The sequence below is a fragment of the Paraburkholderia fungorum genome (genome assembly GCF_902833645.1).
GTDB classification, from domain to species: Bacteria; Pseudomonadota; Gammaproteobacteria; order Burkholderiales; family Burkholderiaceae; genus Paraburkholderia; species Paraburkholderia fungorum.
Genome location: NZ_CADFGE010000021.1, coordinates 22459 through 44753, shown reverse-complemented (window position 1 = coordinate 44753; position 22295 = coordinate 22459). Strand labels below are relative to the sequence as shown.

Here is a 22295-nt window from a genome sequence, read left to right as displayed (position 1 = left end):
CCCTCCCCCCGGCCCCCTCCGCTACTCGTGTTGAAAACACTAACAGATATTTCTAACGGAACATAGGTTCCAGAACAACGCCAGGCTCGACAACCTCGAAGGCTTCTGGAAGGGAGTTTTTGGGTATTCACACGGACTGATCGTCGCGAATGCGTTCTATGAGAACGTGAAACGACATCGTCTCGAAGGGCGCGAGCTCACTGAAGGCGAACTGGAGGAAAACGTGGTCCTGGAGTTCAGGCCGCAGCCCGCTCAGGACATGCTCATCGCCTGCCTGTGGTCGCACTGGCAAAGCCCTGGCGAGCCTGATCTGCTCTCCTTCGCGGCCATCACTGATGAGCCGCCCCCTGAAGTTGCCGCAGCCGGCCACGATCGCTGCATCATTCCCATCAAGCCGGAGAACATCGACGCGTGGCTCAATCCCGATCAACGCAATCTTGCGGCGCAGTACTCGATTCTCGATGATCGGGAGCGACCGTACTATGAGCATCGCATGGCGGCCTGAGCCGCCAATTCCAGACGCTCGAATGTCGACGATCGGCCGACGCGATTACGTGACCGTCCAAAGAAGGCTAACTTCGTGATAGCGTGACGGGCACTGCCGGTAGCCGTTGCCGGCCCGATGCGGAGGGCGCGCGTGATTCAATTCCTTGCCGATCAACTCGACCAGCTTGACCTGGCGCTCGACCAGCTCGCACTGAAGGACCGGAATTTCGACCGCTTCGCGCTGATGCTGATCGATAACGTGGTCGAACTCACGCTGCACCAGCATGCGCAGGACACCCGCCGCGACGCCGAACTGTACCCGCCGGACAACGGACCTCGGTATGACCCGAAGCTCGTGGCCGCTGCGCTCGGCTGGTACTTCGACGCGAAGGTGAAGCTCGCCCGGAGTACGCTCGTCACCGACGAGCTGGCAGATACGCTCCAGTACCTGCATGGGTTTCGCAATACCGCCTATCATCGCGGCGCGCGCCATGAGGGCATCCTGCACGCACTTGCGCTGTTCTACGCCCGCAATGCCTGCCGGCTGCTCAGCCAGTACCAGCCGCTGTTCTGGTCGAGTTCTAGTAAGGATCGCATCCCGCATCGCGCCGTGAAATACCTCGGCTCGGTGAATCCCGTTTCGCCAATGGAAGCCTTCAAACAGGCGTGGCAGCGACTGGGAGACGTCGCCGCGCATCACGGCGACACCCTGATCGGCGATCTGTATTCGGACATGGCAAGAACGATTGAGCTTGCCGACGAACAAGTGACCTTCCTCTCTCAACATCCCGAACCGGGGGGGACATCCCGCGATCAGGTGATTGTCGACTGCCAAGTGTGGCCAGTAGCGTTCTCGGAGCAAGGCGAGAAGTATGCCGCAGCAAACGGCGGCCCGGCCCCACTTACGCCCAATTACCTCACGTGGATCGAGCAGCACTTCCCATGGCCTCAGCGGGCGGACCCGATCCCGTCGTGGCGCAAGCGGGCCGCGTCGCTGGTTGCCGAAAAGAACCCGCACGCTGCGCTGAAGAAATACTGCGAATTCATGAAGCAGACGGACGCACTGCGCGCTGCGATCGACACTTTGGCCGGTCAGCTCGATGCCCACATCCAACACATGGTCGACTCCTACCTGGAGGAGCGGCATCGCGGTATGTGAACGCAAGCGGGCGACCGCGCGGTGGTAAACGGCCGATCTGCTTCATCCGGCCCACTCGGATAATTCTTGTTAAATGACTATGAAAAGTAGCGCGAACGCAGAAGATTTTGAAAATCTGGTGAGGAATGGACTCGACTTCCTCGAAAAGGCGATCTCCCAGTTGGCAGCGGAGCCGAAGCATTCGGTCATCAATTTTTACACCGCTGTCGAGATTTTCCTTAAAGCACCTCTCGTGCTCGATCATTGGTCACTTGTGATCGCGAACGGCGACCGGAATCGGGAAAAGTACGAAAGCGGAGACTTCGTATCTGTATCGTTCGAGGAGTCGTGCAGACTGCTTGCCAGCGCCCTTCAGAAGGGCCTGAAGCAGGAAGCGAAAGACGCATTCGACAAGGTTCGAAAACACCGGAATCGAATGGTTCATTTCTTTCACAACGCGAGCACGCCGAAAGAAAAAGAAGCGATTCGCCTGGAACAGGCAGAGGCATGGTTTGAGCTGAACAAGTTCGTTACTCAGGATTTTGCCAAGGCATTCGCGCCTTTTGTTGACCAGTTCCATCGAATGGAGCGTCGCTTGTCTGTGACAGAGCACTACGCGGGCGTCAAATTCGCGAGCCTGAAGCACAAGCTTAACGGTATGACAAAGGGCGGAACTATCTTCGAGGAGTGTTCTCGGTGTCATCAGCGATCATCGGAACTCCGCACGCTTGATCCGGACATGCCAGAGTTGACACATCGCTACTGCCACGTATGTTTGCAAGAAGGTACCCAACTAGCAATCGAATGCCCCCATTGCGGTGATTCAGACCAGATCCTGGAGCCGGCGAGCACATTTCAATGTGATGAGTGCGGTCACCGGGTGCCCGAAGGCGAAAAGATCTACGAATTGCTGGATCAGTCACAATACGGCCCCGACGATTACTTTGAAGCCGATACGCCTGCAAACTGCGATGAATGCCAAGGCTACCACACCATTTGCGAATATAAAGGCAAGTATCTGTGCACCAGTTGCTTCTCTCCCTTCGAGCAGCTTTACCGGTGTGGATACTGCAACGATCCATGCACGGACGAGCGCGAAGAGAGCTATTTTTCAGGTTGCGAACACTGTGATGGATACGTTCCTGCGGACGATTAGAAGGCCGTCGCTACACTCCGCACACACGTCATTTTGAAGACTGCCGCGACTCGGCGCGTTTGCTTTAATTGAAATGACGTCAACAGCGAGGGATCTACGTAGAGGTGCAGTCGGTGTCGCGCCCGCCGCCCGATGTGTTGCCACAGAATATGGAAGCCGCCTTCGCCTCGCCGGACTCTTTGCGAAAAACGCTACAAAGTGCGACCGACGTTTTCCTTGTCGGAACGTGGCGTCATGCTGGGCGTTCTTTGAGGACAAAATCCTCTTTGTAGATCCGCACGAGGGATGTGATGAAATCATTTGTCTTTGCGATGACATCTATGGCTTCCTGCTCATTACAAAATTCGCCTTGATGGGCAATGGCATTGCGCTTCTTGTTGATGATCGCTGCGATCGTACACAGCTGCTTCATCTGTGCATGCTTGTGCTTGTCGCCTGCGCTAAGCGGCATGAGCAAGCGATCCAATTTGCCGGCGAGTCCGTTGGCCCAACGTAGGAGGCTATCGACGAATGCAGCATCGAACTCGCTCCGGGCGCGAAACTCGATGCGAATCGCATAGTTGGCAGCGATTTCGGCCGCGGTAGCCGCACGAACGATTGCCGCTGACCATTCTTCTCTGGTGTGCAAACCCGAGAGCTTGTGCCATTGCGACTGAATTTTTTCGAGGTCGGTTCGTTCCTCATAGGGCTTTTTTGCCAAGGCAATTCCCCGGTTTGGCGTCGATACCGGATCATACCTTGGAGTCCGAAGAGGCTCGATGGGACTATCTCCTTCAAATCGTACCGGTTGGAAAAGCCTCAAGCGGGGCTGTGCCTTTCCTTGGCGGTATGGGAACCGATGTCAAACCATTGTTATTGGCCGGTGACGTCTAGTGTCGCGGAGGTCCACATGTTCAAGAAACGATTGTTTTTTGGGGTCCGTCTGGAATCGTTTCGTCCGTCGATCGCTGTGATTGTTCGGCTAGGTATTTCCGAGCCGCTTTATACTTGAAGGCCAGAGCATATATACACGCCGCCATGTTCCTAAACGATCAAGAGACTTCGACCGATCTTCTCTACTACGAGACCATTGCGCGAACAGTAGTCCGTTTTATCCGCGAAACGCCCAGCGCTCCAGTAACCATCGGCGTCCATGGGGATTGGGGTGCTGGCAAGTCAAGCGTGCTCAAGATGACGGAAGCAGCGTTCCAGGGCGAAGAACGTGTACTGTGCTTGTGGTTCAACGGTTGGACCTTCGAGGGCTTTGAGGACGCGAAGACCGTCGTAATCGAAACGCTGATTGATGAACTGCGGCGCGCGCGTCCGACGTCTGCGAAGGTAGCCGAAGCAGCGAAGAAGCTGCTCAAACGAGTTGACTGGCTAAAGGTTGCACGGAAGTCAGCCGGCTTCGCATTCACTGCAATAACTGGCGTTCCATCGTTCGACCAATTGCGCGATGTCGCGGACATAGTGACCGCGTTCGTGAAAAGGCCGCAAGACCAGATTTCGGTCGACGACCTGAAGTCCATGGCCGGGCACGCGCAGGACTACCTTAAAGCGGCCACTGAAGATGCCGAGCGTCTCCCCGAGCACATTCACGCTTTCCGGTCCGAATTCGAAGAACTTATTGATGCAGCAGAACTCGACCGGCTGGTAGTAATTGTCGACGACCTTGATCGCTGCCTGCCAAAGACGGCGATCGCTACGCTCGAGGCGATTCGGCTGTTCCTGATGGTGCCTCGCACCGCGTTTGTAATTGGTGCGGACGAGCTCATGATTGAGTATGCAGTCAAGGAGCACTTCCCGGATTTGCCGCCGAGCTCGGGGCCGGTAGGTTACGCCCGGAACTATCTCGAAAAGCTCATTCAGGTGCCTTTCCGGGTACCGGCTTTAGGCCTGGCGGAAACAAGGGTCTACATCACGCTCCTGCTCGCGGAACTGGCGTTGCCGGCGGGGGACCAGCGGTTTCAGAAACTGCTGGACGCCGCGCGAGAGGATATGAAGCGCCCATGGGAAAGCCGAGGTTTGGACGCGAAGACTGTGCAGCACGCCCTGGGCACCAACGCGATCCCCGAGGAGATCCGTGAGGCGCAGGTAATCAGTTCGGTCCTGACCAGGTTGTTGACCGAGGGGACACATGGCAACCCGCGTCAGATCAAACGTTTTCTGAATACCATGATGCTGCGCCGGGCCATTGCCGAGGAACGCGGGTTTGGGAGTGACATCAAGCTTCCCGTTCTGGGGAAGATCATGCTAGCCGAGCGGTTCTATCCGGATTTCTACAAACAGATTTCGCAGCTCGCGACGGCCGAAAAGGGAACGCCGGCGGCTCTGGCCCAGTTCGAACGCATGTTGAAACGAGAGGCCGGCGCGAGTGCCGAGGTCGGCAAAGCTAGCGTCGCCCAAGATGGAACGTCTTTGAAGGCCTCCGGAAAAGACGACGTCGCCGAAGCCATATCGCAGGAGGTCGCTGAATGGCTCAAGAACGAATGGGTTAAGGGCTGGGCCATCATCGACCCGCCTCTCACAGATGTCGATCTTCGACCCTATGTGTTCGTGACCCGAGATAAGCGCGGTTCACTTGGTGGTTTCACAGCTTCGGCACACCTGGAGGCACTGGTCGAACGGCTGACGGCTGGGAAGCTCGTAGCGCGCGGAGCAGTGCCTGAGGTCGCGAGACTGTCGCCGCAAGAGCTCGATGAAGTTTTCACGGCGGTCAGTGATCACGTGATGCAGGCGAAAGACATGAATTCAGAGCCGCCGGGCGTTCAGGGATTGATCGTGCTGTCCGAGCGGTCGTCTGAGATGGGTCGTCGCCTGCTTGAGTTCGCGAAAACACTAGATGTCAGCAAGGTGGGCGTGTGGCCGGCAGGAATGATCGCGAACATCAAGGCTCCAGAAGTTGTTGAAGAGGCGGCCGCGCTCCTCAAAGCATGGTCCGAGCAGACCGGAAACGCAAAACTGAAGAGCGCGGTAAAGCTCATGGGTTCTATCGGGAAGAAAAACTGAGGAAATATGGGGACATCGAAGGGTTACGGGGGGCCACCGAACAGCTTGATCCCATCCTGGCTAGCGTCGTCAGAGGACGGCGAGGCTGGAGAAAACGGTGGTGAGGGCGGCGACGATAGCGATTCGGCCGACGGTACGCCTGACGTAGCAGCTGGTGACGGCGGCGGATTCGCTGGCGCGAGAACGGCATTCACACGATTCTTCAAGACTGACAGTAGCAGCGCCTTGGGTTCCGCGCTGGCCAGCTACGTTAGTGGTGGCGGAAGAGCGGCCGGCGGTGGTAGTGGCGCACGCCGGGCTGCACGACGGATGGGCTCGTCCAGAGGCACCGGCGCCCGTCTTCTGGGTGTCGTCAGGGATTTCCAGCAGGTCGGGGCCGTAGAAACGCTACGTCGGCTTGACCTTGCCGGCATGGTCGATCGACCGGCAGCGGAAGTATTTCTGGCCATGCTGGAGTTTCTGTGCCCGCCAGGGGGCGCCATCGATGAAGCGATATCTCGCCAAGCGATGCTCGAGGCCATCGGTAACCTGGACGAGACTGAAACAGGGGAATTCAATGAACTCTCGGGCCATCAGCTGCAGGAATTTTTTCTCGATTTTGTAGTGTTGTCAATTGAAGGTAGGGTCATTGCTGACATTGGGGCCCGTGGCATCGCGATGTCGCCCGATATCGAAGCGGTGGAGAGCGCCCAGGCGCAGCTTCATGATTTTATCGAGGGGTGCTGTCGCGTGCACCTGTCGGGCCTTTTGAGCGGGCTGGAATCCCTCAACAATAGAGACGTCGACCAGCGCATGAACGAGATCTACGAGGTGGCGTTTTCGCTTATTGCTGAGGCAGGAGAGGACGCAAAATGACGGCACATACCGTGGTGAGCCGACTTGGGACGACCGACAAAGAATCCGTAGTACCTGCGATCCCGGGTAGCCAGATCACCGAGGTCAACTTCGTTGACGGGTACGACCGTCTTGACTTCGGGCTTGGGCAAGCTCTCGACCAGTTCAACGGACTAGGACTTACACCGTGTGAGCGTGCAATCGACCTCGCTCTCCTTGCTGCAACCGTCACGGCGGCTGATACGCGGATTTCGCGGGAGCTTGCCTCCCAGGACGCGTGGACGCGCGAGATCGAAGTCTGTGTGCCTGTTTCGGAGCCGCAACTCTGGAGCGACGCGGTCCCGCTATTGCGCACAACCTTGGAGTTCCTCACCGGAGACAAGTGGAGGCTGCAGTTTCGCGCGCGCCCTGTGGACAAGGCGCAGTTGTCGCCTGCGAAGGGAAACCTTCGAATTGCCAATCCAGATTGTGTATGCCTGTTCTCCGGTGGACTGGACAGCTTTATAGGCGCGATCGACCTGTTCGCGGCAGGATCTACCCCCCTTCTGGTAAGCCACTATTGGGACGGGATAACGAGTCAACATCAACGGATGTGTGCGGACGCACTGAAAGGGCGCTTTCCGACGACCGCCTTCCACCACGTCCGCGCGCATGTCGGTTTCCCGAAGGATACTGTCGATGATTCTGTCGAGGACACGCTTCGAGGCAGATCCTTCATGTTCTTTGCGCTTGCTGCGCTCGCCGCTGACGCAATCGGCGGGGATGTCACGATTCATGTGCCGGAGAATGGCCTGATTTCACTCAACGTTCCACTTGATCCGCTCCGGGTCGGAGCGTTGAGCACGCGGACAACGCATCCATTCTATATGGCGCGAGTAAACGAACTGTTTGCCACATTGGGACTTCGTTCGAGCCTGTTGAATCCATACAGATTCCAGACCAAGGGGGCGATGGCTAAAAGATGTGCTGACACGTCGTTCCTTGCGGTCCACGCGAAGAATACGATGTCCTGTTCGTCGCCGGGGAAGACTCGATTTGCAAAGGACGAATCGCAGCGACAGCCCAAACACTGCGGGTACTGCGTGCCATGTCTTATCAGGCGTGCTGCTCTGCTTGAAGGATGCGGCGAAGATTCGACGCCATATCAGCTGGCCGACCTGCACGCGCAGACGATCCGGACCGACAGGGCCGAAGGCAGCCATATCCGGTCGTTCCAGCTCGCGATATCGAGACTGCGCAGCCATCCGGCTCGAGCCCGTCTGGATATCCACCGACCCGGACCACTTAACGACTATCCCGGTGACCTCGATGCTTATCACGACGTGTACGTCGAAGGACTCGAGGAAGTGGCAAAGCTGCTCGAGGGCGTGCAGGCGGAGCCATCGTGACCGTCCCGACACGCGGCGCAGACAAGTGGGTGGACATGCACTGCCATCTGGACCTCTACCCCGACCACGCACAACTGATTGCGGAATGCGATCGCGAGCGCATTGCAACGCTGGCTGTAACGACGACCCCGAAGGCGTGGAGCCGCAATGCTGAAATGGCCCGTGAGTCAACGCACGTGCGGGTCGCTCTTGGACTCCATCCCCAACTCATCGCAACGCGGGAAGCGGAGATCGGACTCTTCGAACGGCTGTTGGCGGAGAGCCGTTATGTAGGGGAAGTAGGACTTGACGCGAGTCCTCGCTTCTATGGAAGCTTCGACGCGCAAGAAAGAGTGTTTGACAGAATTCTCCGAGCCTGCGCGGAGCAGGGGGGGAAAGTTCTGACAGTCCATAGCGTTCGTGCGGTGACGAGGGTGCTCAACCACGTGGAAAAGAAACTTCCGCCCGACCGGGGGCGTGTGGTTATGCACTGGTTCACCGGGTCGGCGTCTGAAGCGAGCAGGGCCGCGGATCTGGGATGCTTCTTTTCGGTGAATTCGGAGATGCTCAAATCACCAAGGCATCGCGCGCTCGTCGAACGGTTCCCGATCGACAGGATCGTCACAGAGACGGACGGACCCTTCGTTCAGGTGGGCGGAGAACCGGTTCGACCGCGCTCAGTAGTTACTACGACAGCGCAACTCGCAGCCACACTGGGTAGGAGTCAGATTGAGATGGCTGAGCAAATTATCCATAACCTGTCGAGTCTCGAAGGTTTGTGAACCGCTTGGGAAATTTCTAACGGGGGATCAACTGTCGCATGGCGAGGTAAGGTCGACCGCTCAATATGATTGAAACGGCTGTTCACGTAATTCCGATCTGGGTGTGCACGAGCACCTGAAATATGCGTATGTGGGCCGAGATTCTAGTCCGCACGCTCCTCAGCCCTTCTTGGGGTACAAAAGACTGCGGACTGCGGACTGCGGACTGCGGACTGCGGACTGCGGACTGCGGTTTTTCTGGCAACCTGGGCTGTTGTTGCGCGCATGGCCCTGTCCGGTGAACCTGAGGTTGGCGGAACATAATTACGCAACTAACAGTCTACGGTTTTAACTCACCTACTTCACACGCCATCGCATATCCGCCGCCCACAGCTGCCAGGAAAGGCCCCCTCCCTCAGACTGTCCGCTCATTCGGACGTGCCCTTGGAGCCCGAACGCGAAGTCAGCGCCCGACGGTATTGATCGTTATCCAGGATCAGGTGATCAATGTGCTCGCGCAACTGGCGATTCTGGACACGCAGCACGTCCGCCTCAGCGGCGGCCTGCTGTCTGACCGCGTCGTTCTGCGATTTGAGAAACCGCTCGGTTCCCTCCAGTCGCTTCGCGGTGGCTGCGAGTGCGTCCGCACCGCTCCCCGCTTCCGTAATCGCACGCTGGACACCCTCAAGCATGCCGGCCACGTGCCCCTCCGCGATCTCGGCGCGCGCTTCGGCCTTTCCCAGCTCGCGGCGAAGACGGCCGATCTCCGTCTCAAGCTGACGAAGGCGGGCATGGGCATCGGCCAGCGAAGTCTCTGCCAGTTGCAACCGCATCGGCTGTCCGGCCGTCTCTGGCGCCGCGTCGCCGAGCGCGCCTGACTCAGCCGAATGGAGTTGCGTGGCCAGCAGCGCGTGCAACGGGGCGATCGCGTCCCGCACCACGGGCTCCAGTGCGCGGCGTAACGCATGCACGTCGACCGGCGCTGCGTCCTGTACATCTTGCGTCACGGACGTCGGGGCCAATGCCTGCGCACGCCCGATGGCCTTCTGGATAGTTACCGAGCTGGGGCGGCGGTTCACGCCCACTTGTGGCGCAACGTCGCGCAGCAGACGTGAATACGCGGTTGCGCCATACAGGCGCCCCGTGACGGTACGGACTTCGTCAATCACACCGTCGAGGAAACAGCCGTTGTCCACCGGGAAATCGCGGTCGAGCTTTTCCATTGCGCTCATGATGAGGCGAATCTGTGCGTCCGACCATTCGATGCGGGGGCGTGCCACTTCGTGCTACTCCTGCGACTCGACGCCGGCCGCGTCGAAAAACGATGTGGCGTTGCCGAGATTGAGTACCTCGTCGGCCTGCAGCTTCGCCAGCATCGCCTGCGGTATTTCAATACCGAACGATCTCGCCTTCTTCACGAAATACGTCAGTTGCCCTGCAAGGCCCGCGTTGTCGTCCGACAGGTTGCTGTACAACGGCTCGTCGTCGTCGCTGTCGACGTAGTCGATCACCATGTACTGATACTGTAGACGGGCATCCCATCCCATCTGGACGGTTGCGGGGCGATCGCGGATCGTGGTTTTCAGGGTGCGGGACGTCATTGCGGCTGGTCCGGTTGCGCAGGGGTCACTTGCCCCGCGTGTGTCGATTCGTGATCGCCCATCAGCGCGCGCAGGTCGCGCTCGAGGGTCAGGATCGCGAGGGGCGCATCTCCTTCGATCTGCTGGGTAATCTGCATCCACATGTTGACGTCGCTGCCACTCGGCATGTCGTGCGCAATGTCGACGGTGTGAAGGAAAAGACGCGCGGCCTTCTCGCAAAGCCGTCGTATTGCGTCGACCTGAGCGGCAGTCTCGGCGCTTAGAAACACAGACTGCGCGTCGAGGACCTCGAGCAGTTGTGCCTGAGCCGTCTGCACTGCCTGACGATCAGCGTCCCTTGCGGTCCCACCCACCTCGCCGGTCACGTTCACGTAGACCTGCACAGCCCGATACAGGCGTCGCAACGGTGCAACAGTCGCGGCGATCGCATCAAAGCGGCGCTGGGTGAGTCCATTGGTCAACGCCTGCCGTCGGGCAGCCGTCTCGTCGAGTGCCGCCCGCAACCGCGCGAGTTCGACATCGGCATTTTTCTTCAGGTCCGCCCGCCATGCTTCCAGCCGTTTCGCGTGTGTCTGCTCAATGCGCCATTTGACGTACCACGCGATGAACGGGGTGACGACGGCACTCACACCCAGCGAAGGCCACACCTGCTGAAGCAGGTGCCACACACCTGTTGCCGTGTCCGTCATCGCGGCCCCCCTGCCCGATCGATCGCCTCCCGGGCACGCTGCGCAGCGAGCTCCGCCTGCAGTTCCGCCCACTTGCTCACCAGCGTTGGATCAGCTGTGAGGAAAAGTGGGCGCTCCGCCCAGTTGACTACGGCATTGCCCTTCCAGCCGGTTTCGAACACACGCATGTCCTCATCTTCGCTCACGCCCTTGTCGGTCAGGTCGCGGTACGAGTCGATGTTGTAGAGCGCGAGCTCGTCGGCCGGCTCACGCGCGATCGGCGCGAGCAGCTCGTGAAACAGCTTGCTTGCGCCCTCGCGCGTAAATGCCAGCGTGTAGGCAATGACGCTGAACCCTTCGCGGGTCTCCCAGACGACGCGATAGAGGTGCTGACGGCAATCGTCACTGAGCACCATCTTCAGCCTCCCCGGCAAAGCGTGAACTGGCGAGCAACCGCACGCGTACAGCGAGCTCCGCAGCGCGCATCCGGCCGGCTCCGTCCAGCTCCCACGCACCCTGCGTCGCCAGCCGTTCGAGGCCGAGCGCGGCGTCCTGCAGATCACGTTCCAGCGCGCCGCGACGAAACAGTGTGTCAAGCGTGATAGCGCCGGCAAGCAGCCGGGCGCGTTCCGGCTGGCGGCCACCCGCCTGCTCGTCGAGTGCGTACGCGGCATCGAGCAGGCCTTCATAAAGCGAAGTAGATCCAGACATTCAGATGACTCCCTTAGTGTTGCTGGCATCGCTGAAGAAGCGACACCGTCGCGGCGTCGCGCATGCCTCATCTTCGATACCGATTTCCGTTTGCTTTTCCCGACACAGGTGCACCTCGCCCACATCACTGTTGCCGAACGGCAGCGTGAGCACGAGCCGCTGCGTGCAGACCTAACACTGCCCCAGATGCGCCTTCATGAAACCGGCGTATCCGTCGGGCAGGACCGGACTCATCAGCTGGCGGACCGCGGCGTGGTAGCCGTTGCGCATGACAGGTTCCCCATCTCAAAAAAGGGTCTGCTGCCGCTCGTCGCGCTCCGGGGGCCCCGACGGCTTGACGACGCCGGCGACACGGCGCATTCGCGCCATCAGCGGCACCACGCAGCCGTCTATCACCAGCGAGTAGCCATACACCTCGATCCCGTCTTCGGCGACGACGTGCGCCAGCCGTTCCCAACTCGGACGCCAGCCGCGCTTGCGCGCGCGGGTGAGCAGCTGCCCCTTGGTCATCCCCGCCCAACAGGCCGCAATAAACTGCGCGCCGGGCTCAGGCACAGCCTCAGGCGGAAAGAGCGGAGGCAAACCAAAGGACACAAGCTCAAACACGTTAGCCATCGCGTTACCCTCACTCGTCAAATCCGTTGGCATTGGCCCATTCCCTGCCGGCCATGAAGTCCGGATGCGGATAGAGCGGAAAGAGCTTGCGGGCCTGTTCTGCCAGCGAGTGATGCGCCTCGCGGTACGCCTCTGCCATCTCGTCGTAATTGAGGGCGTCGAACAGCAGCCCCTGGGCGTGGCACTGGTCCGACAGGCTGTCCAGCACCTTCGCGCGCAGGTATGCTGCGCGCGCGAGAGCCGCCGACGGCGTTTTCGTGGTGACAGTGCTCACGTGGTGCTCCTACTCAAGAGATTCCAGATTGATCATCCAGTCCGGCTCGGCATCCAGTTCGAGATCAACAGTCTGCGGCAGGATCTCGACCCGTTTGATCATCATGTTGTCGGGAATCTGTCCGCCCAGCGTCACCAGCGCCTGAATCTCGACCTCTTCGTCCACGGCGATTTTCGCACTGCCCATGCTCATGGTTTCGCGGGTGATGCTGTCCCGTTTGGCGAAGCGCAGATAACAGGTCACCTCGGCGGACGCGTTGGCGGTGATCCGCACCACGGCCTCATCGTCCGACAGGCCGACGGGTTCAAACTCGCCCGCCCCCGCGTCAGGATCGGGAAACTCAACCTCCTTGAACTTAGGAAGCGCTTCACTGTTCGTGACCGCGGACTGGGAAGAGACCTCGATGTCGAAGTCGATCGCGTCCTGTGTGTTGAGTGCGTCGAGCAGCTTGTCCTCGAGGCCGAGCGGGTCGCCGTCGGACAGCGACTTGAACAACGCCCGGCTGGCGCTCGCGGCAGTTGGCGTCTGGAATGCGCTGAGCGCGGCCGCGAGGTCTGCCGTCACGACCACGTTATCCGTATCGGCACCATAGCGCTGCCAGTCGCCGTCGCTCGAGACAGCGAGCACTTTCGTGCAGTGCTCGTCCGCCCATCCGGAGAGCGACAGGAGTGCAATTGCGTCGGGGAATTCCTGCTTCTTGGGACCGCTCGAAGCAAACGGTGCCTCACCGTTGAAATAGCGTTCAGTCAGTTCACCTATCTGTACGTGGTCTTCAGCGTCCACCACTTCCACGCCCGCGTGCTTCAGCCAGTCCTGCAGGCGCCGGCTCGCTTGGTCGGCCGCTTTTGCGACCGCTCCTTCCGTGAGGTGCTCAATCTGCGTGAGTGTGGTGGTGGGCAGGAGCCGCCGACGGCGCGCCTCACGGATGGCGCCCTCAAGCCTGGCTGCCGTGTCGCGCGCGTTTCGTTGCAAATGCGCCTTCACCTCGTTGACGATCACGTCGGACAGCACGACGGTGACGCCGCACGACCTGATCCTGGCAACCTGCTCGAGCAGCCCGCTTTCCAGCACGAGGCCGTTTTCGTCGAAGATACAGGTATCGAGCGAGAGGGCATGGATCTCGCCATTGTCGATCTGCTGCCGGATGGCGTGATCCAACTCATGACGCGCCGTGCTGGAAGTTGCAGCGTCCGTCATGCGACCGCTCCTTTTCCCGTCGCGCGCGCCAGCGCCTCAAGCACCGCACCAACCACGTTCTGCGAAATCAGGGCGAGGCGCCCATCCGGGGTGCTGCGCTCGCGGATCTGCTTGTGCGGATGGATCAGGTTGCGCGACTCGCGCAAAGCCTGCGCATGCCGCGCGTGGCTCGCGTCGATAAAGTCGAGTTCCGTCGCAACGGTGATGAGCTCCGCGAGCGTCCACCGGTCAAGCGGCTTCACCTGCCCTGCCCGGTCGCGCGGCGTGCTGTTGGCTTGCGTGGCGCGCGCCGGGTCGCGCTGCAACCACCCCAGCAGGATGACTTCAAGGATCGAGCCATACAGCGCGCTCGCCGCGAGCCATGCACGCGCACCCACGCAACGTTCCGCCTCTTCCCAGCGAAACCGCAGGTTGTCGGCCAACGTCACCTCCAGCCCCAGGTCATCGAACGGCAAGCGTTCGGCCTCGACCTGGGCAAGGATCGTGGCCGGGGGACGCAGCCCGAGCCGGCCGACCACCTGCTGTGCATAGTGGCGGCGTCCGTCCGCCGTCAGAATCAGAGTGGGCACCAGGTCAAACATGTCCTGGTGGGCGCGGCGCACCAGTTCGCGCAGGATCAGTGTGCCGACTACCGACGCGCAACGTGCCTCGCCAAAGCGGAACAGGTAGACGCCCAGGGTCGACTCCTTCAGGCCACGGCCGGCCAGCGCGTCGTGCTCCTCCCCGCCGCTCGCGATCACCGCGAGCGCGAGGTCCTCGAGGTCCGCCGCCGGTGCGGACAGCGCCGGATGTCGGCGCCCGCGCTCTTGCCAACGCGCTTCGCGCGCGCGGCGACCGGCAGGCGTCGCGCTCCAGGTTTCGCCGTAGGTCCGCGCGACGAGTTCCTCTGCGGCCATGTCGGCGAGCGCCGCTTCGATCTCGGCCGGACGGAACGGCCAGGTGGCCTCGACCTCGCGAACGCTCTCGAGCGCGTACAGGGGGTATGAACAAGGTAAGCGCGAATTCCTATCATAAGCGTCCCGGTTATATAAACCGGGACGCTTATGCGGTTTCAGAGCGGTTTAGCTGGAACCCTATCTTTCCGCGAAGGCGTTCCGGATCTGCTGGGCACGCTTGACTTCGTCGCTGTGCAGGTAGATGGACGTCGTCGCGATCGAGGCATGGCGCAGGTTATCCCGTACCGTGGTCAGTTCGGCGCCGCGAGCCAGGGCGTGGGTTGCATGCGTGTGCCTGGTCCAGTGCGGGCTCGCGCGACGCAACTTTTCTGCGAGCACCGGGTTGTCCGCCTCGATGACTTCAGCCGCTTTCGCAAAAAACCGCCGTGTGACCTCCCATAGCCGTACACCGCTGATACCTGCCGCACTGTCCTGCTCGAGGCTTCCAATGAGTGGCGTATCGGGATGCCAGCGGGTCGGCGTGAACGGCAACCTTCGCTCCACCAGGTAGCGGTCCAGCGCAGTACGAGCCAGTGGTGGCAGCGCGACCTTGCCCGCCCTGCGCCCTTTCCCGATGATGTTCAGCCAATGATCGCCCCGGGCGTCGGTTTCGACGTTGCCGAGACAGGCGCCGACCAGTTCGCTGACGCGCAAGCCGGTCGCATACGCGAAATCCAGCACGAAACGCAGGCGTTGCCCAGCCGGTGCTTCCCAGCCATACGACCACTCGAGTCCGTCAGCAATGGTGCGCATGAGCATCCACTCGCCGTCGGTGAAGGCGTGGGACGTGTCGAGCACGGTTGAGCGGCTGGTGCCGCGCACCTTGACGCCGGCGAACGGGTTGGCCAGCAGATAGCGCTGCCCGATCAGCCAGCGGAACATCGCCCCGAGCACCGACAGCGCGTAAGCGGTTGAGCGCGCCGACAGCCCACCGGAAAATGGTCGCCACTCCAGCGAGGTGCGCGGGCGCGGGGGGCCCACCCAGCGCTCACGCGGCGTTGGCCCACGCAGAAAACTTCTGTACGCGATCGCATCCTCTGTCGTGAGCGACGACAGGGCTCGGTCACGGTCGACGATCGCCCACAGGATCAAGCGTTCGGCTTCCTTCCGGTAGGCCCGCTGCGTTGCGGGGGATTCGTGCAGCGACAGCCATGCCTGCACTGCTGCGTAATCGTTGTTGGCGTCGAGCGAGCAAGTGTGCCGCGGCGCGCGAAAGGCGCCTGACGAGCCATCGACCTCGTGCGGAAGCCGGAGCGACTCCCACGGAACGACTGCGCGAGGACCGCAGACTGCGATCAGGGCGCGCGCCCGCTCCGTCAGTGCAGGATGCGCGGCGAAGAACGCTTCGATCCGCCGCGCACTCGTCGGGCCGAGCCCGGAGACCGCTTTCCACCACTGACGTCGGCGCGGAATCCGCACGGTGAGGTCCGCCAGCGTCGCAATGTCGTGTGCGCGCAGCACAGAAACGGCGCGAGCCGGCAACCACAGTCCGATGTCGTCACTGATCTGCGGCGTCGGTGGGCATGCATGCCGCAGAACTTCGATCGCATCTGCGACCGCCTTCGCTTCCCGCAAACGCTCACCGTCAGCGTGCTCGAAAACAGCAGCGAGATCCGCCCGGCAGACCTGCCGCGCGAACTTCGCCAGCCTCCGGCGAAGCTTGCCGAGCAGGCCGCGCGCCGATTGCCCTGCGCCGATCCGATCAGGCAAATAACGCTCAACGGCTTTGCGAACCGGCATACCGGCGTACCAGGCGCGAAGCATCGCGAGCTCGTCGGCATCGGGAAAATCGACGCTGCGAGGTTCAGGCGAAGGTATCGAGGTGAGACGCGTTTTCATGACATCGAGTTTATTCCAAAAACCTTGCCACAGAGATAAGGATAGTTATCTTAATGATGACATCAGCTAACCTACTTGCAGAGGAGTCTCATCGCGAAATCTGATCGCCAGACTGGCGAGCGGTTACTGTGGGCTATGCGGAGCGTCCATCTCTCGCCTGAATCACCAGCCGGTCGATCCTGGCCGTGAAGCTGAACCATGATGCAGAGGGATCAATTATCGGGGTCGAAGTTGTGCCGCTGGGCAGAGCCGCGACCCACCCTTGCAAACGGCCTGCCTTGAGCGATTTTCCCAAACGGACCGGTGTTTTAAGAGTCGTTTAATCATCGCCGCCTAGATTGAAGGTGTGAAGAGAACAGGAGCAAGTTGCCTCCCGGCGATGGCGCTTTGCTATCGACAGGCCCTCTTCGGAAGGTCGAATCATGAGATCACTGAAGTCGAAACTCGGACGGTATCGCGCGGCACTCGCAGCTATACATTTCCCGGATGGCTCTCAAAATGTCCAGACTCGTGGCAACGCTCCGAGGCGACGTCGGCGGCACCATGCACATCCACGCCCAGCGCCTTTGAGCCCACGGGATCAAAAATATTCCCTGATGAGACGACGCCGAATACGCCCAATAAACGGCGTTCGTCGGAAACCACGGCATAGAATCGCGCACCCAACTTAAAGGAGCATAATCATGCTTTCTTTCAGGAAGGCGGCGTTGATCGCCGCTATCCTAGCCGCGGCACAGGCTTCGAACACGGTGCTCGCAGCGCCAGTGATGCTGCCCGCAGTCCATCAACGGGGTAGCGTCAAATACGTCTCCGGCGGCATCGGCAGTGACCAGTCTGCGGCACTCCAGAGCGCGATGCGTGACTACCCTCTCGCGCTCGAGTTCGCGGGCAAAACCGCCTATGGAAACGAGTATCTCTCCGACGTCCGTGTCAGAATTGTCGACATCCACGGTGCACGGAGACTGAAGGCGACTGCGCATGGCCCCTTCCTGCTGGCGTCACTGCCTGACGGGCGCTACAAGATTACCGCCATTTATCGCGGAAAAACCCTGCAACGCGTCGTGAAGGTTTCGTCCGGAGCCCATCTTCACCTGCTGTTCGTATGGCGCTCGCATGCTGACTGGAGTGTGACGTGAGCAGCCGCATCCTCACGCCTCCAACTGACGTGATGCGGCGGCGCTGGCTCATTGCAACCTCGGTCACCAGTGGCGTTGCCGGGATTGCGACCGCCATCCCCTTTGCGGAATCGCTCTGGCCGTCCGCGGCCGCACGGGCGGCGGGGGGGCCGGTTAATGTCGACACCAGCGGGCTCAGTGCCGGCACCATGATGACAGTCGCGTGGCACGGCAAACCTGTTTTTATCGTTAATCGCACTGATCCGATGCTTGCTGCCGTGCGAGCCGCAGATCCAATCGTCGCAGATCCTCGCACAGCGCATCCTTTTTCCATGCCGTTGCCTGAATATTGCAATAACGAATATCGATCACGCGCAGAGCATCGAAATCTGCTTGTCGTGGTGGGTGTCTGTACGCACCTCGGTTGTACACCACGACCGAGATTTCAGCCGGGTGCGCATCCGGGTCTCCCCGAGGACTGGCCGGGTGGCTTTCTATGTCCGTGCCACGGTTCGACTTATGATCTTGCCGGACGTGTCTTTAAGGACAAACCTGCTCCACAAAACCTCGACGTTCCGCCTTACCGTTTTGATTCGTCGTTCAGCGTCATTATTGGCGCGGATGAGCGTGGAGAAGCGTAGGAATTGCCTCGTCCATCGAACTCAGCCCTTCAAACCTTGCGCACCTGTTGATGCCACGAAAATGACGTCCGTCAGTTTTCACATCCCAGTCTCCCCGGACTGCCAGGTTTTCTCCCGGCCAACGCTGCGTCAAACTTCCAATTCATTCTTTCAGTCAGGTAGCTGTTGTTGCACCGCGCGCGTCTCTAATCTGACCGCAGACTATCTAAAAAACCCCGGTTGACGCAATGACTTTAAGTTATGCTTAAGAGTTAGGACCTAACGTTATTGCACAGGCGCCTGTTAATAAATTGAGCCATCAACGACGGTGGATTGCACGGCAAAATTCTTTATTGAACCGTGTGCGTCGACGCCTCTCGCCGTCATTTTTAGGAGAGACGAAATGCGCAACTCAAGTATCAAGGGAGCTGCAGTGTTTGCCATGGCAGCAGCGTCCTGTGTGCTCAGCCTGGAAAACGTGAACGCAGCGCAACCACCGGCAAATGCGGTAACCGACATGGGGAAACTTTCATCGAAAGGCACTCAGGCATTTGACGATGTCCGCCTCGCGAGGCTGGCAATTTTTAGCGGTCGTCCGGCGCAGGCCACGAAGCTTGTCAAGGAAGCGCAACAATCGATGAAAGTCGCCGAGAAAGACAACACAGCCTTCCTTAAGGCCGAGTCCGACCTGAAGCCGCCGCCTTCAATGAACGCGCAACCCGGCGCGGCAAAAAATACGACGCCGGTTTCGTGGCTGCCAGTAGGGGCCGACGTGACCGTAACCGATGACTTTTCCGCAAAGCCGGCACAGAGCAAAGCAGTTGCATCTGCAAACGAGCAGTTGAAGAAAGGAAAGCCACAGGCCGCAGTCAAGGTGCTCAGTCTGGCGGACGTCAATGTAGCCTACACGATGGCGGTCGTGCCGCTTAAGCAGACCGTGACGGATATCGACAAGGCTGCCGGCCTGCTCGCTGCGGACAAATACTACGAGGCGGATCAGGTCATGAAGAAGGTGCAGGACAGCGTCCGGTATGACTGGGTCGACGTGAAGGCGTTACCTGGCCAGAGTGCCGTTCCCGCGAAGAGCGCCAGTAGCGCTGCGGCTTCGAAGACCGTGGCGAAATGAAATTTCGAGGAAACGGCAGGTATTCCGGCGTCGACTTCGGCGCCGGTATCTGTCGAGCAGAGATCGAAGAATGTTTCGTCGCGTTCACCGGAATTTATCATGCTGCAAACCGTCCGCTTAAACTTTCTCGGCTAGCCCGCATTAGCGAAACCTCGATAAGATGTTATTCCGCCGTCAGCGGCTGGCATCACGCAAATTGCGCACTCAGTCGCATCTGATGCGAACCCGACAATAAAAGACGCAATATGATCTGGCTTTACCATGTGTTTATATGGGTCGAGACATAAAATGATCACAAAGATTCCTCTGTAATTAAACGCGTGGTTAAGACATCATCTCGTCCGGGAGAAAAGTGCTCAGGATGCCTTTAAAATTACTATGGTTGTCCGTGCGCTTCCGGGCAGTATCTCGCGCGCCATTTCAGAAGATTAAAGGCCGTTTCGACGAGTGCCGTATGTGGGAACGCCTGCGGAAATTTCTAACCAGAGGACGCGTTCTGGTGTCGTATTTTACTTATAGCAGTCCCAGGTCGTTGCGGATAGCGCGGAGGTTTTCGAACATGACGTCGGCTTCGTCAAGACGTCCCTGCAGGCTGATATTTTGGACAAGCCGAAATCTGCGCGCGAGACAACCTCCTTCAGCAGACTGCAATTTTTCATGCATAGTTTCGGTTCTGTAGCGGCCTACGAATCCCGTCCAGTCCAACTCCGCTGCAACCGAGCCTTCGATTCGTTCGTCCTCCGGCGGCAGAAATCCTACAATCGCTATCAGCAGAATGGCTGCCATCGAGGGCGCTACCGCAGTACTCCTGAAAGAAAGCATTGCGCTCTGCATTGAAGTCCCGCGCACCGACATCCAATGGTCTCCAGCTCGATGCGCCCGACCAGTAAAAAGCTCACGCCACGCGCAGTTTCGCTGCCCCCCGCGGATTCTTCTGTTCTACGGGTCACTGCGTGCCACCTCGTATAGCCGACAGCTGACGTTCGAAGCTGAACGAATCCTGCGCCGGTTCGGCGCACGTGGGTATTCGCTCCGCACGGCTGCCGGTTGTGGAGAGCGTATCTGCTGACTATCCCGAAATGGTAGATCTGCGTAAACTCTCGGAATGGTCGGAAGGGCAGGTCTGGTGCAGCCCGGAACGTCACGGCACACTCACTGTTGTCTTCAAGAATCAGATCGATTGGCTGCCGCAGGAAAGCGGTGTAGTCCGTCCTACCCATGGACGCACGCTGGCAGTCATGCAGGTGTGTGGCGGATCGCAATCGTTTAACGCGGTGTACGCACTATGCCTGCTTGGTCGATGGATGTGGATGGTGACAATCCCGAACCAGTCGTCAGTGACCGAGGCGTGGTAGGAGTTCGACGCTGCAGGGCGAATGAAGCCGTCTTCGTACCATGACCGCGTGGTCGACGTTGCGGAGGAACTGTACAAGTCCACGTTGATAGTGCGCGACCGATCGGGCATATCGCACTGACCGGTTCAGTGAGCGCAAGGAAGCCCATTCCGAAATTGCCGACCAGCTGGCCAGAGCCATTAACCATGAAGCCACGGCCGCCAATTCCGAAACCGACGAGAACCAAACCGAATAGGCTTGCGCTCTGAATCGTGGTCAATCTTTACGTTCCGAGTGATCGCTCCTGATTTGCGATCGACCCGCTGGCTGGATAGGCTGTGTCGGCAAGACAGAGCTAGCGCCCGGTTCAGTCCCGCAAGAAGCGGCTGCCTTGCTCGACACGCAGGACGTCTGGCGGCTCGCCGCCAGTCCTATTCGGTCGGAGCTGACGTCAGTAGGGTCAGTGAAAAGCCGTGACAATCTTTTGTCGCCAGCAAGGCTACCCTTGGAAGTGCGGGTAGCTCGTCATGAACGGCCAGAGGCGCTGTGGCCGGGTCAACGGCACGTAGCACATTGATTGGCCAGGACGCACGATACAGCCGCTCACGCACTAGCGAACCCAACCAAACGGGCGTAGCTGACGTGGCGCCCTGCTCCTCAATCGCATAGTCCGTGGGCCAGAAACGCAGCACATCGCGTTCGTCTCTCGTGCTGCCGGGATGCGTGAAGACCAGCAGTGACGGTACACCGTTATTCAGCTCCGGCAGCACCGGCAGTGCCATCGCTGAAACCTTGGGCGATGCGAGGGAAAGCAGGCTGCGCGCAGAAAGCCCGGCTCCGTCGATCCAACCTTGAGCTCGAAGGCGATTTCCTATCTCCTCAGCATTCGCCGACCACTGGATTGCCAGGGGCTCCTTGCGGTCACCTTCCATGTCTGACCGATAACAAGGCAAACTGCGCCACAGAGAATCGGTCCACTGCGACGTTGTTGCGATGACTGGTGCGTTACCCAGCGCGCTGTCAGCTTTCGGCGCGGGCGACCCGACGTGGAGTTGCGCCGCCACGCTGACGCACACAACCGTCAGCATGAGAACTGGGATGAACCCGCGCGATGGTTGCACTACCGGCCTCCGCCACACGGCGGTAAAGGCGACAACAGAGACCCAGACCGAAGCAAGCGCTGCGCCTCCAATAGCATCGGAAAACCAGAATCGACCGAAGTAAAGCCCAGACAGGCTGACGCCGACAACGACGACGGTAGTCGCTGTCACGACGAACACGCCAACCAACGTACCAACCCTTCGAGCGAGCAGAAACGCAAGAAAGCCATACACAACGACCACGGCGGCGACGTGATTGCTCGGGAACACATATGCACCGGACACAAGCGCATCCGGCGGAGCACGATGGATTACAGACTGGAGGGTAAATATCAGTAGCTGTGAAAAGACAACGGCAGCGAGCCAGTAACCAAGCGTGCGCCAATGACGTTCCCACACCATCCACAGCGCCGCTGTGGCGACCACCGCG

General features: G+C 59.8%; 24 protein-coding genes and 1 pseudogene. 11 read left to right on the top strand and 14 right to left on the bottom strand.

Annotated features, from left to right (window positions below; translation table 11 throughout):
- Positions 1–76: 76 nt before the first annotated feature.
- The 3 genes and pseudogenes from HWX91_RS39690 to HWX91_RS39680 form a co-directional block, all read left to right on the top strand.
- Positions 77–505: pseudogene (locus HWX91_RS39690) on the top strand (SOS response-associated peptidase family protein); the annotation flags it as partial.
- 132 nt (positions 506–637) lie between these two features.
- A complete protein-coding gene (locus HWX91_RS39685; RefSeq protein WP_028199954.1) occupies positions 638–1645 on the top strand; it encodes a hypothetical protein in 1008 nt (335 codons plus the stop codon).
- 73 nt (positions 1646–1718) lie between these two features.
- Positions 1719–2780, top strand: coding sequence for a hypothetical protein (locus HWX91_RS39680; RefSeq protein WP_028199955.1), 1062 nt, complete (start codon positions 1719–1721; stop codon positions 2778–2780).
- A gap of 232 nt (positions 2781–3012) precedes the next feature.
- On the opposite strand, the gene HWX91_RS39675 is transcribed toward HWX91_RS39680, so the two are convergent.
- The gene (locus HWX91_RS39675; protein WP_096335743.1) at positions 3013–3480 is read right to left on the bottom strand and encodes a hypothetical protein; all 468 of its coding nucleotides are present in this window, start codon (positions 3478–3480) and stop codon (positions 3013–3015) included.
- A gap of 317 nt (positions 3481–3797) precedes the next feature.
- Here HWX91_RS39675 and qatA point away from each other — a divergent pair, with 317 nt between their 5' ends.
- The 4 genes from qatA to qatD are packed head-to-tail and all read left to right on the top strand — an operon-like array spanning position 3798 to position 8751.
- Entirely contained in the window at positions 3798–5768 is a 1971-nt protein-coding gene (gene qatA / locus HWX91_RS39670; RefSeq protein WP_028199956.1) for a Qat anti-phage system ATPase QatA, read from the top strand.
- 6 nt (positions 5769–5774) lie between these two features.
- Positions 5775–6623 (top strand): Qat anti-phage system associated protein QatB, encoded by an 849-nt coding sequence (gene qatB, locus HWX91_RS41265; protein ID WP_096335742.1) that lies wholly within the window; start codon positions 5775–5777, stop codon positions 6621–6623.
- A complete protein-coding gene (qatC, locus tag HWX91_RS39660; RefSeq protein ID WP_028199958.1) occupies positions 6620–7990 on the top strand; it encodes a Qat anti-phage system QueC-like protein QatC in 1371 nt (456 codons plus the stop codon). Before qatB ends, qatC begins: the two co-directional genes overlap by 4 nt.
- Positions 7987–8751: a Qat anti-phage system TatD family nuclease QatD gene (qatD, locus tag HWX91_RS39655; RefSeq protein ID WP_028199959.1), complete on the top strand. Its 765-nt coding sequence runs from the start codon at positions 7987–7989 to the stop codon at positions 8749–8751. Before qatC ends, qatD begins: the two co-directional genes overlap by 4 nt.
- Before the next feature lie 407 nt (positions 8752–9158).
- Here qatD and HWX91_RS39650 read toward each other — a convergent pair whose 3' ends face one another.
- From HWX91_RS39650 to HWX91_RS39600, 11 genes are all read right to left on the bottom strand, one after another.
- Entirely contained in the window at positions 9159–10010 is an 852-nt protein-coding gene (locus HWX91_RS39650; protein ID WP_028199960.1) for a hypothetical protein, read from the bottom strand.
- A gap of 6 nt (positions 10011–10016) precedes the next feature.
- Complete coding sequence (locus HWX91_RS39645; RefSeq protein WP_028199961.1) at positions 10017–10331, bottom strand: hypothetical protein; 315 nt, start codon at positions 10329–10331, stop codon at positions 10017–10019.
- On the bottom strand, positions 10328–11020 hold the full coding sequence (locus HWX91_RS39640) for a hypothetical protein (RefSeq protein ID WP_028199962.1): 693 nt from the start codon (positions 11018–11020) through the stop codon (positions 10328–10330). Before HWX91_RS39640 ends, HWX91_RS39645 begins: the two co-directional genes overlap by 4 nt.
- On the bottom strand, positions 11017–11415 hold the full coding sequence (locus tag HWX91_RS39635) for a hypothetical protein (RefSeq protein ID WP_042276946.1): 399 nt from the start codon (positions 11413–11415) through the stop codon (positions 11017–11019). Before HWX91_RS39635 ends, HWX91_RS39640 begins: the two co-directional genes overlap by 4 nt.
- A complete protein-coding gene (locus HWX91_RS39630) occupies positions 11402–11710 on the bottom strand; it encodes a hypothetical protein (RefSeq protein WP_042276950.1) in 309 nt (102 codons plus the stop codon). Before HWX91_RS39630 ends, HWX91_RS39635 begins: the two co-directional genes overlap by 14 nt.
- On the bottom strand, positions 11711–11863 hold the full coding sequence (locus HWX91_RS39625; RefSeq protein ID WP_162181312.1) for a hypothetical protein: 153 nt from the start codon (positions 11861–11863) through the stop codon (positions 11711–11713).
- Between the two features lie 132 nt (positions 11864–11995).
- The gene (locus HWX91_RS39620) at positions 11996–12358 is read right to left on the bottom strand and encodes a hypothetical protein (RefSeq protein WP_127837872.1); all 363 of its coding nucleotides are present in this window, start codon (positions 12356–12358) and stop codon (positions 11996–11998) included.
- Positions 12336–12599, bottom strand: coding sequence for a hypothetical protein (locus tag HWX91_RS39615; protein ID WP_028199963.1), 264 nt, complete (start codon positions 12597–12599; stop codon positions 12336–12338). Before HWX91_RS39615 ends, HWX91_RS39620 begins: the two co-directional genes overlap by 23 nt.
- Before the next feature lie 9 nt (positions 12600–12608).
- Positions 12609–13796, bottom strand: coding sequence for a PIN domain-containing protein (locus tag HWX91_RS39610; protein WP_028199964.1), 1188 nt, complete (start codon positions 13794–13796; stop codon positions 12609–12611).
- Positions 13793–14692: a hypothetical protein gene (locus HWX91_RS39605; RefSeq protein ID WP_052660831.1), complete on the bottom strand. Its 900-nt coding sequence runs from the start codon at positions 14690–14692 to the stop codon at positions 13793–13795. Before HWX91_RS39605 ends, HWX91_RS39610 begins: the two co-directional genes overlap by 4 nt.
- Before the next feature lie 177 nt (positions 14693–14869).
- On the bottom strand, positions 14870–16570 hold the full coding sequence (locus HWX91_RS39600) for a site-specific integrase (RefSeq protein ID WP_028199965.1): 1701 nt from the start codon (positions 16568–16570) through the stop codon (positions 14870–14872).
- A gap of 683 nt (positions 16571–17253) precedes the next feature.
- On the opposite strand from HWX91_RS39600, the gene HWX91_RS39595 reads away from it, so the two are divergent.
- The 3 genes from HWX91_RS39595 to HWX91_RS39585 all read left to right on the top strand — a co-directional run bounded on the left by HWX91_RS39595 (position 17254) and on the right by HWX91_RS39585 (position 19431).
- Complete coding sequence (locus HWX91_RS39595; protein ID WP_028199966.1) at positions 17254–17706, top strand: hypothetical protein; 453 nt, start codon at positions 17254–17256, stop codon at positions 17704–17706.
- Between the two features lie 32 nt (positions 17707–17738).
- Complete coding sequence (petA, locus tag HWX91_RS39590) at positions 17739–18326, top strand: ubiquinol-cytochrome c reductase iron-sulfur subunit (RefSeq protein ID WP_081833239.1); 588 nt, start codon at positions 17739–17741, stop codon at positions 18324–18326.
- Positions 18327–18747: 421 nt separating this feature from the next.
- Complete coding sequence (locus HWX91_RS39585) at positions 18748–19431, top strand: YfdX family protein (RefSeq protein WP_235429556.1); 684 nt, start codon at positions 18748–18750, stop codon at positions 19429–19431.
- A gap of 513 nt (positions 19432–19944) precedes the next feature.
- Here the strand turns inward: HWX91_RS39585 and HWX91_RS39580 are convergent.
- A complete protein-coding gene (locus tag HWX91_RS39580; protein WP_127837871.1) occupies positions 19945–20217 on the bottom strand; it encodes a hypothetical protein in 273 nt (90 codons plus the stop codon).
- A gap of 293 nt (positions 20218–20510) precedes the next feature.
- Between HWX91_RS39580 and HWX91_RS41445 the strand changes: the two genes are divergently transcribed.
- Positions 20511–20786 carry an NAD(P)H-dependent oxidoreductase gene (locus HWX91_RS41445; RefSeq protein WP_370689650.1) on the top strand — a complete coding sequence of 92 codons (276 nt, stop codon included), beginning with the start codon at positions 20511–20513 and terminating at the stop codon, positions 20784–20786.
- 410 nt (positions 20787–21196) lie between these two features.
- On the opposite strand, the gene HWX91_RS41440 is transcribed toward HWX91_RS41445, so the two are convergent.
- Complete coding sequence (locus HWX91_RS41440; protein WP_370689651.1) at positions 21197–22267, bottom strand: LssY C-terminal domain-containing protein; 1071 nt, start codon at positions 22265–22267, stop codon at positions 21197–21199.
- Positions 22268–22295: the final 28 nt, after the last annotated feature.

Excerpts from the sequence above, each read along its gene's own strand:
- HWX91_RS39680 (WP_028199955.1), top strand. The coding sequence starts at position 1,719 with ATGACTATGAAAAGTAGCGCGAACGCAGAAGATTTTGAAAATCTGGTG.
- qatA (WP_028199956.1), top strand. The coding sequence starts at position 3,798 with ATGTTCCTAAACGATCAAGAGACTTCGACCGATCTTCTCTACTACGAG.
- qatB (WP_096335742.1), top strand. The coding sequence starts at position 5,775 with ATGGGGACATCGAAGGGTTACGGGGGGCCACCGAACAGCTTGATCCCA.
- qatC (WP_028199958.1), top strand. The coding sequence starts at position 6,620 with ATGACGGCACATACCGTGGTGAGCCGACTTGGGACGACCGACAAAGAA.
- HWX91_RS39645 (WP_028199961.1), bottom strand. The coding sequence starts at position 10,331 with ATGACGTCCCGCACCCTGAAAACCACGATCCGCGATCGCCCCGCAACC.
- HWX91_RS39640 (WP_028199962.1), bottom strand. The coding sequence starts at position 11,020 with ATGACGGACACGGCAACAGGTGTGTGGCACCTGCTTCAGCAGGTGTGG.
- HWX91_RS39635 (WP_042276946.1), bottom strand. The coding sequence starts at position 11,415 with ATGGTGCTCAGTGACGATTGCCGTCAGCACCTCTATCGCGTCGTCTGG.
- HWX91_RS39630 (WP_042276950.1), bottom strand. The coding sequence starts at position 11,710 with ATGTCTGGATCTACTTCGCTTTATGAAGGCCTGCTCGATGCCGCGTAC.
- HWX91_RS39620 (WP_127837872.1), bottom strand. The coding sequence starts at position 12,358 with ATGCCAACGGATTTGACGAGTGAGGGTAACGCGATGGCTAACGTGTTT.
- HWX91_RS39610 (WP_028199964.1), bottom strand. The coding sequence starts at position 13,796 with ATGACGGACGCTGCAACTTCCAGCACGGCGCGTCATGAGTTGGATCAC.
- HWX91_RS39605 (WP_052660831.1), bottom strand. The coding sequence starts at position 14,692 with ATGGCCGCAGAGGAACTCGTCGCGCGGACCTACGGCGAAACCTGGAGC.
- HWX91_RS39600 (WP_028199965.1), bottom strand. The coding sequence starts at position 16,570 with ATGAAAACGCGTCTCACCTCGATACCTTCGCCTGAACCTCGCAGCGTC.
- HWX91_RS39595 (WP_028199966.1), top strand. The coding sequence starts at position 17,254 with ATGCTTTCTTTCAGGAAGGCGGCGTTGATCGCCGCTATCCTAGCCGCG.
- petA (WP_081833239.1), top strand. The coding sequence starts at position 17,739 with ATGCGGCGGCGCTGGCTCATTGCAACCTCGGTCACCAGTGGCGTTGCC.
- HWX91_RS39585 (WP_235429556.1), top strand. The coding sequence starts at position 18,748 with ATGGCAGCAGCGTCCTGTGTGCTCAGCCTGGAAAACGTGAACGCAGCG.
- HWX91_RS39580 (WP_127837871.1), bottom strand. The coding sequence starts at position 20,217 with ATGGCAGCCATTCTGCTGATAGCGATTGTAGGATTTCTGCCGCCGGAG.
- HWX91_RS41445 (WP_370689650.1), top strand. The coding sequence starts at position 20,511 with ATGGTAGATCTGCGTAAACTCTCGGAATGGTCGGAAGGGCAGGTCTGG.
- HWX91_RS41440 (WP_370689651.1), bottom strand. The coding sequence starts at position 22,267 with ATGGTGTGGGAACGTCATTGGCGCACGCTTGGTTACTGGCTCGCTGCC.